The 14,706-nt window shown below is 68.0% G+C and carries 14 protein-coding genes and 2 riboswitches; of the genes, 6 read left to right on the top strand and 8 right to left on the bottom strand.

What is annotated here, in order from left to right:
• Positions 1–18: 18 nt before the first annotated feature.
• From HFGMBDPB_RS09735 to HFGMBDPB_RS09725, 3 genes are all read right to left on the bottom strand, one after another.
• Positions 19–405 (bottom strand): cupin domain-containing protein, encoded by a 387-nt coding sequence (locus HFGMBDPB_RS09735; protein ID WP_160852402.1) that lies wholly within the window; start codon positions 403–405, stop codon positions 19–21.
• Positions 406–481: 76 nt separating this feature from the next.
• On the bottom strand, positions 482–1,294 hold the full coding sequence (locus HFGMBDPB_RS09730; RefSeq protein ID WP_212645321.1) for an AraC family transcriptional regulator: 813 nt from the start codon (positions 1,292–1,294) through the stop codon (positions 482–484).
• 60 nt (positions 1,295–1,354) lie between these two features.
• The gene (locus HFGMBDPB_RS09725; RefSeq protein WP_212645320.1) at positions 1,355–2,818 is read right to left on the bottom strand and encodes an MFS transporter; all 1,464 of its coding nucleotides are present in this window, start codon (positions 2,816–2,818) and stop codon (positions 1,355–1,357) included.
• Between the two features lie 91 nt (positions 2,819–2,909).
• Between HFGMBDPB_RS09725 and HFGMBDPB_RS09720 the strand changes: the two genes are divergently transcribed.
• The gene (locus HFGMBDPB_RS09720; protein WP_016446320.1) at positions 2,910–3,800 is read left to right on the top strand and encodes a LysR family transcriptional regulator; all 891 of its coding nucleotides are present in this window, start codon (positions 2,910–2,912) and stop codon (positions 3,798–3,800) included.
• A 257-nt stretch (positions 3,801–4,057) separates the two neighbouring features.
• Complete coding sequence (locus tag HFGMBDPB_RS09715; RefSeq protein ID WP_047327479.1) at positions 4,058–5,539, top strand: amino acid permease; 1,482 nt, start codon at positions 4,058–4,060, stop codon at positions 5,537–5,539.
• A 50-nt stretch (positions 5,540–5,589) separates the two neighbouring features.
• Here HFGMBDPB_RS09715 and HFGMBDPB_RS09710 read toward each other — a convergent pair whose 3' ends face one another.
• The 3 genes from HFGMBDPB_RS09710 to HFGMBDPB_RS09700 form a co-directional block, all read right to left on the bottom strand.
• Positions 5,590–5,946, bottom strand: a complete 357-nt coding sequence (locus HFGMBDPB_RS09710) for a VOC family protein (protein ID WP_016451512.1) — start codon at positions 5,944–5,946, stop codon at positions 5,590–5,592.
• 85 nt (positions 5,947–6,031) lie between these two features.
• The gene (locus tag HFGMBDPB_RS09705) at positions 6,032–6,799 is read right to left on the bottom strand and encodes a helix-turn-helix domain-containing protein (RefSeq protein WP_212645319.1); all 768 of its coding nucleotides are present in this window, start codon (positions 6,797–6,799) and stop codon (positions 6,032–6,034) included.
• A gap of 5 nt (positions 6,800–6,804) precedes the next feature.
• Positions 6,805–7,260, bottom strand: a complete 456-nt coding sequence (locus HFGMBDPB_RS09700) for an Lrp/AsnC family transcriptional regulator (protein WP_212645318.1) — start codon at positions 7,258–7,260, stop codon at positions 6,805–6,807.
• Positions 7,261–7,718: 458 nt separating this feature from the next.
• On the opposite strand from HFGMBDPB_RS09700, the gene HFGMBDPB_RS09695 reads away from it, so the two are divergent.
• Complete coding sequence (locus HFGMBDPB_RS09695; protein WP_212645317.1) at positions 7,719–9,365, top strand: sensor histidine kinase; 1,647 nt, start codon at positions 7,719–7,721, stop codon at positions 9,363–9,365.
• A 50-nt stretch (positions 9,366–9,415) separates the two neighbouring features.
• Here HFGMBDPB_RS09695 and HFGMBDPB_RS09690 read toward each other — a convergent pair whose 3' ends face one another.
• The gene (locus HFGMBDPB_RS09690; protein WP_212645316.1) at positions 9,416–9,907 is read right to left on the bottom strand and encodes a DMT family transporter; all 492 of its coding nucleotides are present in this window, start codon (positions 9,905–9,907) and stop codon (positions 9,416–9,418) included.
• Positions 9,908–10,005: 98 nt separating this feature from the next.
• Between HFGMBDPB_RS09690 and HFGMBDPB_RS09685 the strand changes: the two genes are divergently transcribed.
• Entirely contained in the window at positions 10,006–10,935 is a 930-nt protein-coding gene (locus tag HFGMBDPB_RS09685; RefSeq protein ID WP_016446327.1) for a LysR family transcriptional regulator, read from the top strand.
• 15 nt (positions 10,936–10,950) lie between these two features.
• Here the strand turns inward: HFGMBDPB_RS09685 and HFGMBDPB_RS09680 are convergent, their stop codons facing one another.
• Positions 10,951–12,555, bottom strand: a complete 1,605-nt coding sequence (locus HFGMBDPB_RS09680; protein ID WP_047217052.1) for a fatty acid--CoA ligase — start codon at positions 12,553–12,555, stop codon at positions 10,951–10,953.
• A 169-nt stretch (positions 12,556–12,724) separates the two neighbouring features.
• A riboswitch (glycine riboswitch) is annotated at positions 12,725–12,836 on the top strand.
• A gap of 15 nt (positions 12,837–12,851) precedes the next feature.
• A riboswitch (glycine riboswitch) is annotated at positions 12,852–12,970 on the top strand.
• Positions 12,971–13,028: 58 nt separating this feature from the next.
• On the opposite strand from HFGMBDPB_RS09680, the gene gcvT reads away from it, so the two are divergent.
• Positions 13,029–14,162 carry a glycine cleavage system aminomethyltransferase GcvT gene (gene gcvT / locus HFGMBDPB_RS09675; protein WP_502757463.1) on the top strand — a complete coding sequence of 378 codons (1,134 nt, stop codon included), beginning with the start codon at positions 13,029–13,031 and terminating at the stop codon, positions 14,160–14,162.
• Positions 14,163–14,295: 133 nt separating this feature from the next.
• The gene (gene gcvH / locus HFGMBDPB_RS09670) at positions 14,296–14,670 is read left to right on the top strand and encodes a glycine cleavage system protein GcvH (protein WP_012206130.1); all 375 of its coding nucleotides are present in this window, start codon (positions 14,296–14,298) and stop codon (positions 14,668–14,670) included.
• Positions 14,671–14,706: the final 36 nt, after the last annotated feature.

The following is a 14,706-nucleotide window of genomic DNA, read 5'->3' as shown; positions in this document are numbered from 1 at the left end:
CAGCCAACCGCCAGCCCGCTAAACCCACACGTCGTTCAACGCCGTCCTCTCGCCGCCTTCCTCCCCGGTGTTCAGCACACCGCGCGGCTCGATCAGCATGAGGCGGGCTTCCCGCTCGGCGCTGGGCTTGTGCTCCGTGCCTTTGGGGACCACGTAGAGCTCGCCCTGGCGCAGCAGCACATGGCCATCACGGAAGTCGATGCGCAGCTCGCCGTCCAGCACCAGGAAGGCTTCATCCGTTTCGGCATGCGAGTGCCAGATGAACTCGCCCTGCACGCGCACGATCTTGAACTGGTAGTCGTTCATCTCGGCGACGACGCGGGGGCTCCACTGGCCGGTGAAGCGGCTGAATTTGTCGGGGAAGTTGATGGCCTCGTAGGGGCGGTTTTCAACGGGGAACGTCATGGGCAGACCTTATGAAAGCGTGTGAAGCCTCCATGCTAGGAAGCGCCTTCCCTGCGGTCTTGCACGATCGTGCAGCTCAGGCCGCGCCCAGGCGCCTGAGCCAGCGTGCGGGCGGCACGCCATAGGCCATGGCGAACTGGCGCGCCATGTGGCTCTGATCGAAGAAGCCGGCCTGCAGTGCAGCATCGGCCACGCCCTGCCCCGCCAGCAGCAGGCGCCGCACGGTGTCCAGCCGGCGCATGCTCAGGTAGCGGTAGGGGCTGGTGCCGTAGAGCGCGCGGAAATCCCGGCACAGCCGCCAGCGGTCCAGGCCGCTGGCCTGGGACAGCGCCTCCAGGGTTACGCCCTGCTCCAGCGAATCATGGATGCAGGCGCGGGCACGCTCCACGGCCACCAGGTCCGGCAGACGCCTGAGCTTGCGCCGACCGGCCACGGCCTCCAGGGCCAGCGCCAGGTCGTAGAGGGCATCGTCGCGTGCCAGCGGCTCAAGGTCCTCGCCCAGGCATTGCAGCAAGGGCAGCAGCGCAGCCTTGAGCCGGGGATCAGCCGAAAGTCCTCCCTCGACGAAAGGCAAGGGCCTGCCGCCCAGCACCTGCTGGATCAGGGCCGGCTCCACATAGACCATGCGGTAGCGAAAGCCTGCGTCGGTGCCCGCGTGGCCGTCATGCAATTCATCGGGATGCAGCACCATGGCACCGCCCGGCAGGCTGTGCCGCTGTCTGCGGCGGTAGGCAAAGCTTTGCACGCCGGACAGCGTCAGGCCCAGCGCGTAGGTGTCGTGCCTGTGGGGCGCGTAGCCGTGCCCGCCGAAGTAGGCCTCGATGCGCTCCAGGCCTGCGCCCAGCTGCAAATGCCGGACCCAGTCGCTGGAGATGCTCGTTTCTGCCATGTGGGTTGGTGGTGAGGGGTGTGCAAAGCAGCCGCAGATGGTAACTGCGGGCCAGTGACCTCAAGGCGAGCAGGCAGGCTGCTCCGCGCCCGGCACGGCCTGGATTGCCGGTGCGCGGCGCATGGCCGCCGACACCACCCACCCCAGCAGCGCGATCAGCGCGGCACCCCATTCGGCCTGCTGCAGCCCCCGGGCCGTGGCCTCGCGCAGCGCATCGGGCGCCGTGATACCGGCCAGCGGCGCCGTGGCCACCATCACCAGCAAGGCCAGCCCCATTGCTGCGCCCACCTGCTGGGCCGTGGCCGCAATGCCCGAGGCCACGCCCTGCTGCGCAGCCGCCACGCCCTGGCCGGCGACCACCCACATGGCGGTCCAGCACGCGCCCTGGCCCAGGCTGAGCACCACAAAGCCCGGCACCAGCCAGACATAGCTGCCGCCCAGCGGCAGTGCCCAGGCCATGTAGGCCAGGCCGAGGGTGCCTGCGGCCCAGCCGCCCATGAGCACGGTGCGCGGCGTGGAGCGGTGCAGCCAGTGTTCGGCCCAGCGGATGCCCAGCGTGCAGACCGCCGTAGGCAGCAGGAAGGCCAGGCCGGCCTGCAGCGGGCTCCAGCCGAAGATCTGCTGGAAATACAGCGCCAGAAAGTAGTACTGCACGCCAAAGCTGCTCATGAAGATCATGGTCAGCAGCATGGCCGAGCGCAGGCTGGGCACGCGCAGCAGGGACAGCGGCATCAGCGGCGAGGCGATGCGGGCCTCGATGCGCCAGAACAGGACCAGCGCCGCCATGGCCACGGCCAGCGTCCCCAGCGTGGCGGCGCTGGCAAAGCCCCATTCAGGGCCTTGCACCAGGGCCGTCACCAGCAGGCTGCTGCCCACGGTCACGCTCAGGCAACCGGCCAGATCAAAGCCCTGGCCCGGTGCGGCACGCCCGGTACGGGCCGAGGGCGGCAGAAAGCGCAGCGCCGCCATGGCACACGGCCAGGCCACGGGCACCAGCACCCACAGCACCCAGTTCCAGCCCAGCGTCTGCGTGAGCACGCCGCCCAGCAGCGCGCCGGCCGCCAGCCCGCCGGCCGACGCCATGCTCCACACGGCCAGGGCGCGGTTGCGCTCGGGCCCGGCCGCATACAAGGTATTGATCAGCGACAGCGTGGCCGGAAACAGCAACGCCCCTGCCACGCCCTGCCCTGCGCGGCCCAGCACCAGTTGCCAGGGCTGGGAGGCGAAGCCGCCGACCAGCGAGGCCAGGCCGAACAGCGCCATCCCCGCCACATACATGCGCCGCTTGCCCAGCAGGTCCGCACAGCGCCCGCCCAGCAGCAGGCAGCCGCCAAAGGCCACGCTGTAGGCACTGACCACCCATTGCAGGTGGTGCGCATCCATCTGCAGCTGCTGGCCCATGGCGTCGAGCGCGACGAAGACGATGGTGGCATCCAGCGCAATCAGCAACTGGGACAGGGACAGCAGCGCCAGCGCGGCGCGCGGGTGGCGCAGGGCGCCAGCGGGGGAGTCGTTCACAAGCATGGGAGCGATCCTAATTAATGCATTTCTGAAGATAAACATCAGATATTCATTTTTCTTATGCAAAATCGAATCAATCAAACTTGCCATCGCCATGGACCTCAACGCCGTTCAATTGCTCATCAAGGTGGCCGAAAGCCGCAGCTTCACCCAGGCGGCAAGCCTGCTGGGCACCAGCCAGTCCCGCATATCGCGCGCCGTGGCGCAGCTGGAGAAAGACCTGGGCACGCGGCTGCTGCACCGCAATACGCGCAGCGTGTCGCTCACGCCAGACGGCTGCGCGCTGGTGGACCGCTGCGCCCCGCTGATCGCCGGGCTGGAGGAGGCGCGCCAGCTGGTCAGCGACCGGCGCTGCGCGCCCAGCGGCGTGCTGCGCATGACGGCGCCGTCCATGCTGGGCCGCATCGTGCTGGTGCCGCTGCTGGGGCAGTTGCTGCGCGAGCATCCGCAATTGCAGATCGACACCAGCTTCACCGACCGCATGGTGGACATGGTGGAAGAAGGCTTTGACGCGGCCGTGCGCATCGGCCCGCTGGCAGACAGCCGCATGATCGCCCGCGCCCTGCCGCCGCTGCGCTGGGTGACCGTGGCCTCGCCCGCCTACCTGGCGGCGCGCGGCACGCCGCAGACGCTGCAGGAGCTGGCGCAGCACAGCTGCATGGCCGTCTACAACCACTACCTGGGCCGGCGCGTGCCCTGGCAGTTCCTGGCGGGCAACGGCGAGATGCTGGACTGGCCGGCGCCGCAGACCGTGACGTTCGACAGCGGCGATCCGCTGGTGGAAGGCTCGCTGGGCGGCCTGGGCGTGGCCCAGGTCATGGAGTTCGCGGTGCGCGAGCACCTGCAGGCGGGCAGGCTGGTGCGGCTGCTGCCCCAGCACGAAGGCCGCGCCCGCGAGCTGTCCCTGGTCTACCCGCGCACGCGCCAGGCTTCGCCGCGCATCAAGGCACTGGCACAACTGCTGCTGGCGCAGACACAGTGGTGAGGCGGCAGCGGCCAGCCGAGCTGGCGTGGCGCCGCACACACAGTGGGTGCTGATTCAGATCGGCTTATGCGGGTGAAGGGAGATTAAACTGCTGCCTTTCCACGATGGCTGCGTTCTCGGACAATCACGCCTTTTCGTGGTGCATGCACCTTGATGGGGCCGCGACAGCGCGGCTCTTTTGTTTTCACCTGTTTTGCATTCCTGCCCCCGCGCCGGCCAGCGGCCACGCGGGATCTGATCCAACCATCGACACATCCATGGCAGCAGACAACTCCAAGAACGCCGCTCCCACCGCACTCAGGCGCGAACTCAAGGCGCGGCATCTGTCCATGATCGCCATCGGCGGCTCCATCGGCACCGGCCTCTTCGTTGCCTCGGGCGCCACCATCTCGCAGGCCGGCCCCGGCGGCGCCCTGCTGGCCTACATGATCGTGGGCCTGATGGTCTACTTCCTCATGACCAGCCTCGGCGAAATGGCCGCGAACCTGCCCGTCTCGGGCTCGTTCGCCACCTACGGCGCGCGCTATGTGGACGAAGGCTTCGGCTTCGCGCTGGGCTGGAACTACTGGTACAACTGGGCCGTCACCATTGCCGTGGACCTGGTGGCCGCCCAGCTGGTCATGGCCTACTGGTTCCCCGACGGCAACGGCATGCTGTGGAGCTCCCTGTTCCTGGCCATCATGTTCGGCCTCAACGCCATCTCGGTCAAAGGCTTCGGCGAGGCCGAGTACTGGTTCGCCGCCATCAAGGTGACCACCGTCATCCTCTTCATCGGCGTGGGCGTGCTCATGATCCTGGGCATCGTGCGGGGCGGCGCGCCTGAAGGCATCTGGGGCAACTTTGCCCTGTGGAGCCAGGGCGATGCGCCCTTTGCAGGCGGTTTCTCGGCGCTGATCGGCGTGGCCATGATCGTGGGCTTTTCCTTCCAGGGCACGGAGCTGATCGGCATTGCCGCTGGCGAATCCGAGAACCCCGCCAAGAACGTGCCCCGCGCCGTGCGCCAGGTGTTCTGGCGCATTTTGCTGTTCTACGTCCTGGCCATCCTGGTCATCAGCCTGCTGATCCCCTACACCGATCCGCAACTGCTCAAGAACGACCTGGGCGACATCAGCGTCAGCCCCTTCACCCTGGTCTTCGAGCGCGCGGGCCTGCTGTCGGCCGCCGCCGTGATGAACGCCGTGGTGCTGACCTCGGTGCTGTCGGCCGGCAACTCGGGCATGTACGCCTCCACGCGCATGCTCTACACGCTGGCCTGCCAGCGCATGGCGCCGCGCATGTTCTCGTACGTCAACAAGCGCGGCGTGCCCACGATGGCCCTGCTGGCCACCACGGTCGTGGCTGCTCTGTGCTTTCTGACCAACATCTTCAGCCCCCAGCTGGTCTACATCTGGCTGCTGAATCTGTCGGGCATGACGGGCTTCATCGCCTGGCTGGGCATCGCCATCAGCCACTACCGCTTCCGCAAGGGCTACGAGGCCCAGGGCCTGGACCTGAACCGGCTGCCCTACCGTGCATCGTGGTTCCCGTTCGGCCCCATCTTCGCCTTCGTGCTGTGCATGGTGATCACGCTGGGCCAGAACTACGAGGCCTTCATGGCAGACCGCATCGACTGGACCGGCGTGGTCGCCACCTATATCGGCCTGCCGTTGTTCCTGCTGATCTGGGGCGGCTACCGCCTGGTCAAGGGCACGCACATCGTGCAGTACAAGGACATGCAGCTGGGCTCCAACGTCGACTGACGCCCTCCCAGTCCCCATGAAAACAGCCCGCAGATGCGGGCTGTCGTCTTTCAGGCATCGGCCGACCACACGGCCAGCTCGTAGCCGTCCGGATCGGTGAAGTGGAACCTGCGGCCACCCGGGAACGCGAACGCCGCGCGGCTGATCACGGCACCGGCCGCCTGCACGCGGCGCTGCGCCTCGGCCAGATCGTCGGCGTAGAGGATGACCAGCGGGCCGCCGGGCCGCACCTCCTCGCCCGTGGTGAAGCCGCCCGTCAGCCGGCCGTCGCTGAACTCGGTGTAGCTCGGCCCGTAGTCTGTGAAGGTCCAGCCGAAGGCCTCGCCGTAGAACGCCTTGCTGCGTGCGATGTCGGCCACGTTGAATTCGATGTTGTCGATCTGGTGGTTGTTGCCCCTGATGCCCATGTGATGCTCCATTGAATGTCGGTAGGCCGCCATCATCGGCCACGCAGGGGCATGGCATCTTGAACAAAACGGCCAGCCGGGCCGCTCAATCCAGCAGTTGCTGCAGGGCAGCGCGGGGCGTGATGCCGCACAGCGCCCTCACCTCGCGCGACAGATGCGCCTGGTCCGCATAGCCGGCCTCCGCCGCCAGGGCCGCAAGACCTGCCTGCCGGTCAGACCGTGCCAGGGCCAGCAGGCGCTGAAAGCGCAGCACGCGCTCCAGCGTCTTGGGGCCGTAGCCAAACTGCGCGTGGCACAGGCGGCGCAGGCTGCGCTCGGACATGTCCAGCTGCGCGCGCATCGCGGCCAGCACACCGGATTCGTCCCGCCCGGCTGCAGCCGCCACATTGAACAGCTCCATGGCCTGCCGGTCGGGCTCCGGGGCGTCGCGGCCCATTTGCACCAGTCCATGGATGAACACGGCCTGCCCTGCGCCCGGCTGTGCATCGTTGATGCGATGCACCCACTCGCGCGCGCGCGGCCCCAGCAGATCGCCCAGTTCCACCGCCTGCCCCACGATCTCGTCCATGGGCAGGCCCAGCCAGGCGCTGGCCGCACCGGGGCCGAAGCGCGCCCCCCATACCTCGGACCCCGGCACGAGCGCAGGCCGCGCAGCCACCCTGTCAGGCCCCACGGCCAGCAGCTGCCCGCCCTTGCAGACGATGTCCACGCAGCCATCGGGCACCACGAGAAAGCCGCCGGCATAGTCCGGGGCCACGGTGCTGCTCCACAGGCACTGGAAGTGCGGCTGCAAGGCGGGCGGCGGGGAGTGTTCGCGGTAGGGAGCGGGCGGCGGCGCCTGGCCAGAGGGCATGGACTTCAGACCCCCAGCGGCAGGTCCGCCTTCTTCAGCGTGCGCAGCACAAAGCTGGACTGGCTGTGGCGAATGCCCTTGATCTTGTAGAGCTTCTCGCGCAGCAGGCGCTCGTAGTCGCGCGTGTCCTTGACGACGACGCGCAGCAGGTAGTCGTACTCGCCCGAGACCAGGTGCGCCTCCACCACCTCGGGAATGGTCGCCAGCATCTCGCCGAATTTCTCCAGCGTGTTGTCCGAATGGCTGTCCAGCGTGACCTGCACCAGCACCGTATCGCCCAGGCCCAGCGCCAGCGGGTTCAGGCGCACGGTATAGCCCTCGATCACCCCCGCCTCTTCCAGCTTCTTGATGCGCGCCCAGCAGGGCGAGGCGCTCAGGCCCACGGCGGCGCCGATTTCCTGCAGGCTGGCGAGCGCGTTGGCCTGCAGGGCGGAAAGAATCTTTCTGTCGAGGGTATCCATGTCCGGCAATCTACTGCAAAACAGGCAGGCACAGAATAATTTTCTGTAGCAACGCCTGTTTTGAAGAAATAAAGCAGCATTTTCTGGGGCCAAACGCGCACACTTGTCTGCATGGGAGCACGCTTACCGGCGCAGCAAAACCATTCACCCAGCCCCGCCGACTACCGCCAGCGCCCGGATGCGTGATCCCCTCAGGAACCCGTTACAGGCCGCCCCGCTTATCCGCAACGGGGCGGCCTGTTGCATTGGGGCACCCGGCAGGCATCCGCAGACACCCGGCAGCGCTTTCCCGCAACGGCGGCCGGTGCACAATGCCTCCCGCAAACGTGCACGCCCATGCACTGACCCTGACGTCGGGCATGCATGGGCGCTCGCCACATCAACCAATCGGCCCCTTGATCCACACCCAAGACAATCCCACCGAAGGCCGCCGGAGGCACTGGCCAACGGATTCTGCAATGCGATGGCTGGCGCAAGCCCTGGCAGCCGCAGCGCTTCTGGCACTGCTCACCCGCTGGCTGCCCAACCCCCAGGCAGCCCAGGGCATCGCGGTCTTTCCCGGCAGGAGCATGGCGCCGGCCGCCATGCTGCTTTACGCGTACATGGGCTCGGCCCTGGCCATCACGCTGATGAGCCTGATCCTGTGGTGCTGGCTCAGGGAAAGGCTCTACATTCTTTGCGCCGCGCTCCTGGCAGCCGGTTTTGCCTACGCTGCTTTCCGTTACCGGCCCGAAGGCCTGTGGCTGCCCGGCGCCGACCAGCCCCAGCATGCGCTGTCCATCGCCTACTGCAGCTTCTGTGTGGTGGCGACGGTGTTTTTCAGCCAATTGTTCGAGTTCCGTCGCCATTGGATCTGGGCTGCGCACCTCTTCAGCGTGGTGGCCTGGCTGAATGCCATCGCACTGGGCCTGGCACTGTTGGGTGGCTATGCGCAGATCTCGCGTGCCGTGGTGTTCACGGCCCTGGTGTCCACATCGTTCGGCGCCGTCTTCGTGCTGTACCTGCTGGTGGTCCGAAGGCAGTGGCAATACCTGCCGGGCGCGCTGGCGTTTGCCGTGCCATCCGCCCTGGGCATCCTGAACCTGCTGAGAACCCAGGGCCTGCTGCCCGATGTCGCGCTGCCATCGGCCCAGATGCTGTGGTTTGCCGGGCGTGTTTCCGAGGCCATCCTGCTGGGAATGGCGGTGACCAACCGCACGCGGGTGGCGGAGCGCGCCCTGCGCAGTGAGCGGATGCAGGCCCTGTCACGCGCCCAGGCGGCCGAGCGCGAGCTGGAGTCCAAGGTGCTGCAGCGCACCGCACAGCTGCAAACGGCCCAGCAGGCCCTGCAGACGGCCTTGCACAGCGAGCGGGAGATGCGGCTGGAACAGCGCCAGTTCTTCAACATGATCAACCACGAGTTCCGCACCCCGCTCACCATCGTGGACGGCGCCGCGACCGAACTGCAGACGTTCCCGACGACGGATGCGGACTCCCTCATCGAGCAGGCGTCCCAGATACGCAGGGCTTCGCGCCGGCTGATGACCCTGGTGGACACCTGCCTGATCAACGACCGGCTGGACGCGGGCGCGTTCCGGCTGCAACTGGAGCAGACGCCATTGGATGAACTCCTGGAGGAGTCTGCAGAGCTCGTCGGCTGGTCCCGGCGGCATCGCCTGAAACTGGATCTGGAACAAGGCCCGCAGCAATGGCAATGCGACCCTGTCCTGGTGCGCATCGCCATCTCCAACCTTGTCGGCAACGCCATCAAATATGCCAAGGCGGGCGACATCACCCTGGCCGCCCGCTGCGATGCGTCCGGTGACCTGCTGATTTCCGTCAGCGACCAGGGTCCGGGCCTTGCACCCGAAGCGGCAAGACAGGTTTTCGAGCCCTATGAACGCGCAAGCGCCACCCGGCACGTCAACGGGCATGGCCTGGGCCTGTCCGTGGTCAGGCGCATCGCCAGGCTGCACGCAGGCGACGCGTTCTTCCAGCCGGCTGCCGGAGGCGGGGCCTGCTTTGTCATCCGGCTGGGCCGGCTCCTGCCCGGCACGGCAGATGCCTGCCAGGAATGTCCGCCAGCGGCAAGGCCGGCCGCCGTGCCGCCGGGCATGCCCGCCTGACGCGGGCAAGGCCGGGCCTTCGCCGGTGAAGCAGGGCGTGCTCGCGGCGCTCATGGGGCCGCCGCTGCACGGGCCGTCCCGCCCTGCACCACCAGCAGCACGCCACCCAGGATCAAGGCCACGCCGGCCAGGCGCGTCGCATTGACCGGCCGTGCGCCCAGGCCCATCAGGCCGAAGTGGTCCACCAGCACCGAGACCACGATCTGCCCCGCCACCACACAGACCAGGAAGCCGCCTGCGCCCAGCCTGGGCGTGACGGCGGCCGCGCTGGCCACATAGATGGCCCCCAGCACACCGCCTATCCATAACCACCATGGCCCTGCTGCCGCCTGGGCCATGGCCGGAGCGGGCGCGCGCAGCACCCACAGTGCAGGCACCACGACCATGACGCTCACGGCCAGCGAGACCAGCGTGCCCCACAGCGGGTGGCCCAGCAGACGGCCCACCAGGGCATTGCTGGCAGCCTGGAATGGCAGCATGGCCCCCGCCAGCAGCGCCAGGGCCACGGGAGCAAGGGCGGTGAATGTGCTTTTACCTGTCATGCGGCAAGACCTTTCTTCTTCTGTCAATCGATGCCTGCATGCTCTCGCATCCAGCACGTTGATGGAAATCATTTGTATGCACGGTCTATATTCATGGCATGGATGAACTGCGCCGTATCGACCTCAACCTGCTGCTGGCCCTGCACGCCCTGCTGGCCGAAAAACATGTGACGCGCGCGGCCCTGCGGCTGCACAAGAGCCAGCCGGCCATGAGCCATTCGCTGGCGCAGCTGCGCGAGCACCTGGGCGACCCGTTGCTGGTGCGGCGCGGTGGCCGCATGGCGCTGACGGCACGCGCGCAAGGCCTGGTGCAACCGCTGGCGGATGCGCTGGGCAGCCTCAACGGCTTGCTGGCACAGGCGGAGTTCGACCCGGCCCACGCACGCGGACGGCTGCGGCTGGCGCTGTCGGACTACGCATCACGCATCGTGCTGCCGCCGCTGATGCGGCATCTGCGCCAGCACGCACCCGGGCTGGACCTGGCCATCAGCCAGTCCACGCGCGAGGTGATGCTGGCCCAGCTGGCCGATGGCGAACTGGACCTGGCCCTGGGACCCTTCCCCGACGTACCCGACCTGCCCGAGGGCATCGAGGTGCAGGATCTGTTCCAGGAACAGTTCGTGAGCGTGGCCGACCAGGCCGTGCTGCCGGCACGCGGCGGGCTGTCACTGCAGGACTGGCTGCAGCGCCCGCACGTCATGCTGGCCATGCGGCCCGACGCCAGCGAGGAGATCGAACGGGCGCTGGCCGCCCAAGGCCTGAGCCGCCGCGTGGTGCTGGCCCTGCCCCACTGGAGCGCGGCGCTGGAGGTGCTGGCAGGCACCGACCTCGTGCTGACCGTGGGCAGCCGCGCCATCGGTGACCTGCGCCGCCACAAAACGCTGCGCCGCTTCACTCCTCCGCTGGAGCTGCCCGAGTTCGCCTACCAGCAGGCCTGGCATGTGCGCAAGCAGGGGGATGCCATGCATCGGTGGCTGCGCAACTCGATGGCGCAGTGCTGTACTGCGCAGGGGCAAACACAGAAGTAAGTGCAGGCCGCAGCCTCAGGCTGCCACCACCACCCTCAGCAACTGCTTCTGTATCTTCCCGCTGGCCGTCTTGGGCAGGGCCTCGCGGAAGTGGTAGCGGCGCGGGCGCTTGTAGGCGGCCAGGCGGTCGCCGTGGACCAGGAAGGCGTCCAGCGCCTCGGCCGTGGGCGTGGCGCCAGGCTTGGCGACCACGTGGGCGGCGACGATCTGGCCCCAGCGCTCGTCGGCCTCGCCGATGACGGCGACCTCGAGCACATCGGCGTGTTCGACCAGTGCGTCTTCCACTTCGCGGGGATAGACGTTCTCGGCACCCGAATTGATCATGTAGTCGATGCGGTCGCGGATCCAGAGGTAGCCGTCGTCGTCGATGTGGCCCAAGTCGCCCGTGTGGTACCAGCCGTGCGCCAGGGCGCGGGTGTTGGCGTCGGGGCGGTTGAGGTAGCCGGCCATCATGCAGGGGCCGCGCACGAGGATTTCGCCCACCTCGCCGGGCAGGCAGGCCTCGGCCGGGTCGGTGGGGGCGTTGTCTTCGCGCAAGCGGGCCACGATGAGGTCATGGCCCATGGAGGGCAGCCCGGCCGAGCCCGCGTGCGAGAGTTGCTCGCGCGGCAGGAGGATGGACATGCAGGGCCCCATCTCGGTGGTGCCGTAGACCTGGACCAGGTCGCTGCCGACCTTGCGTGTCCATTCGCGGATCAGGTGCGGCGCCATGGAGGCGCCGCCGTACTCCACCAGCCGCAGCGCGGGCGCCTGCTCAGGCGAGGCAATGGGGTCGGCCAGCAGCATGGTGACCATGGTGGGCGCCGCGAAGAAGAAGCTCACGCGCTCTTCGCGGATCAGGCGCCAGGCCTCGGTCACGTCGAAGCGGCGCAGCAGCACCTGGGTGGCACCGGCCTGCAGGCGCGGCAAAAAGCTGGTGTGCAGCTCGGCCGTGTGGTTGAGCGGCGCCATGGCCAGGCCCACGTCGTCGCGCGTGAACTGCATGGTCTGGTGCATGAGGGCGTTGTGCGCCAGCTTGCTGCGGTGCGTATGCAGCACGCCCTTGGGCCGGCCCGTGGTGCCGCTGGTGTACATGAGGATGCAGGGGTCGCTCTCGCGCACATGGGCCTGGGGCGGCGCGCTGCTGCGGCCACTGGCCAGGGCGGACAGGCGCTGCGTGGCCCAGGCCGGCAGCGGGTCGGCCGGGGCATCGTCGGCAAAGATCCAGTGCTCGATGCCCGTGCCAGTGCCGCCACCTTCGGCCTTGAGCAGGGCCTGGGCGCGTGCGGCCACCTCGCCGCCCTCGTGCTCGAACACAAGGGCGCGCGCTGCGCCGTCCTTGAGGATGAAGGCCAGCTCCTGCGCCGCCAGCCGGTAGTTGATGGGATTGAAGATGGCGCCCAGGCGCGCGGCCGCCAGCATGGTGAAAACAAAGGCCGGCGTGTTGTAGAGAAAGGCCGCGACCACGTCGCCATGGCCTATGCCCAGCTCGGCCAGGCCGTGGGCGTGGCGGTTGACTTCGGCATCGAGCTGGGCGTAGGTCCAGGCGCGGCGCTCGCCGCCCTCCCACGCGACCAGGGCTTCCTTGTTCGGCAGGTAACGTGCCGGCCAGGCCAATGTGTCTCCCAGCGTCTGCTGCATGTGCGCTTCTTCCTTCTCGCTCACGAGATTTCATATATCGATGCACCTCAATGTAGGAGATTTTTTAGACAGTTATGCAATTTGCAAATGCATCCATGCAGGCAAGCGCATGGAGTTGCAGTCGGCCCGCGGAAATCCCGAAGCCGCGCGGACGCTGGCCGCAGCTAGAATGCGCCGGTCAGGAGAGAGTGCCCGCCCGGCCGCAACGGTCGCAGGCAGCGGCACCGCCGAAGGCGCAGGGTTCGTCCCGAACGCTCAGGCAAAAGGACTGGCACCGCCTGCCGCCACGGCCGCAGGCGTTCCTAGCTGGAGAGAGATGCAGGGCACGGCGGTGTGCCCCATCCACCGAAGGAGCAAGCCCCACGCATGGAAGGTGCGGGTGAATCTCTCAGGTAAAGCGGACAGCAGGGCAGCACATCCCGGAGGACCGGGATGGCGTTATGCCTTGTTCCTTGCCTGAAAGAGAGCCCTCCTTGTCCGCTGCCTCCACCACCGATCTGCTCAAGACCCCGCTGTTCGACCTGCACCAGGAACTGGGCGCGCGCATGGTGCCGTTTGCCGGCTACTCCATGCCCGTGCAATACCCGCAGGGGCTGATGGCCGAGCATCTGCACACGCGCGAGGCGGCAGGCCTGTTCGATGTCTCGCACATGGGCCAGATCAGCGTGCGCGGTGCCGACGCCGGGGCCGCGCTGGAGTCGCTGATGCCCATGGACGTGCTGGGACTGGGCGAACACCGCCAGCGCTACGGCCTGCTGCTCAATGAGGCGGGCGGCATTCTGGACGACCTGATGTTCGTGCGCCGCGAGGACGACCTGTTCCTGATCGTCAACGGCGCCTGCAAGCACGAAGACCTGGCGCACATCCAGGCCCGCATCGGCCAGCGCTGCGGAATCGAGCCCCAGTTCGACCGGGGCCTGCTGGCGCTGCAGGGCCCGCAGGCCGCAGCCGCGATGGAGCGCCTGCTGCCGGATACGGCCGGCCTGGTGTTCATGACAGGCGGCCACTTCGACTGGGAGGGGGCCGAGCTGTACATCACGCGCAGCGGCTACACCGGCGAGGACGGCTTCGAGATCTCCCTGCCCCCCAGCCACGCCGAGGCCTTTGCCCGTGCCCTGCTGGCCCAGCCCGAAGTCAGGCCCGTGGGCCTGGGCGCGCGCAATTCGCTGCGCCTGGAAGCCGGCCTGTGCCTGTACGGCAACGATCTGGACACGACCACCACCCCGGCCGAGGCCGCCCTGAACTGGGCCGTGCAGAAGGTCCGCCGCATCGGGGGCGAGCGCGAAGGCGGCTTTCCCGGCGCAGCCACCGTGCTGGCCCAGCTGCAGTCGCCCGAGCTGCTCACGCGCAAGCGCGTGGGCCTGGTGGCCCTGGAGCGCGTGCCCGTGCGCGAAGGCACGGAACTGCTGGATGCCGGCGGCCGCAAGGTCGGCCAGGTCACCAGCGGCCTGCTGTCGCCCACGCTGAACCAGCCCGTGGCCCTGGCGTACGTGGAGCCGGGCAGCGCCGCCGTCGGCACCACGCTGCAGGCCATGGTGCGCGGCAAGGCCGTGCCCATGCAGGTGCAGGCCACGCCCTTCGTGGCGCCCCGCTATCACCGCGGTTGAGGACAGCCTGCGCGCTTGGCGTGGATGGAGTTCGGCGGATTCGTTTTTCCTGCCATCGCATGCCGCTACAGTGCGCACTGACCTTTCTCAAACCGCCTTTCACAGGTTTTTTTAGTTTCTATCGGAGCAAGCCATGAGCATCCAGTATTCCAAGGACCACGAGTGGATCAACGCCGCCAACCCTGACGCGGCCATCGTCGGCATCACCCTCCACGCGCAGGATGCGCTGGGCGACGTGGTGTTCGTCGACCTGCCCGCCGTGGGCACCAGCTTCAACCAGGGCGATGTGGCCGGCGTGGTCGAGTCCGTCAAGGCCGCCGCCGATGTCTACATGCCCGTCAGCGGCGAGATCGTCGAAGTCAACGAGGCCCTGCGCGACGACCCCTCCCTGGCCAACAGCGACCCGCTGGGCGAAGGCTGGTTCTTCAAGGTCAAGCTCAGCGACGCAGGCCAGCTGGCCGCGCTGCTTGACGAAGCCGCCTACACGGCCTTTGCCCAGAGCAACTGACGCCACTTTCCGGCCAGGACGGGCGCCAGGGCCCGC

This window comes from Delftia sp. PE138, assembly GCF_018320755.1.
Taxonomy (GTDB): Bacteria; Pseudomonadota; Gammaproteobacteria; order Burkholderiales; family Burkholderiaceae_C; genus Comamonas; species Comamonas tsuruhatensis.
The sequence above is the reverse complement of the archived record's forward strand: the minus strand, read 5'-3'. Positions and strand labels throughout refer to the sequence as shown.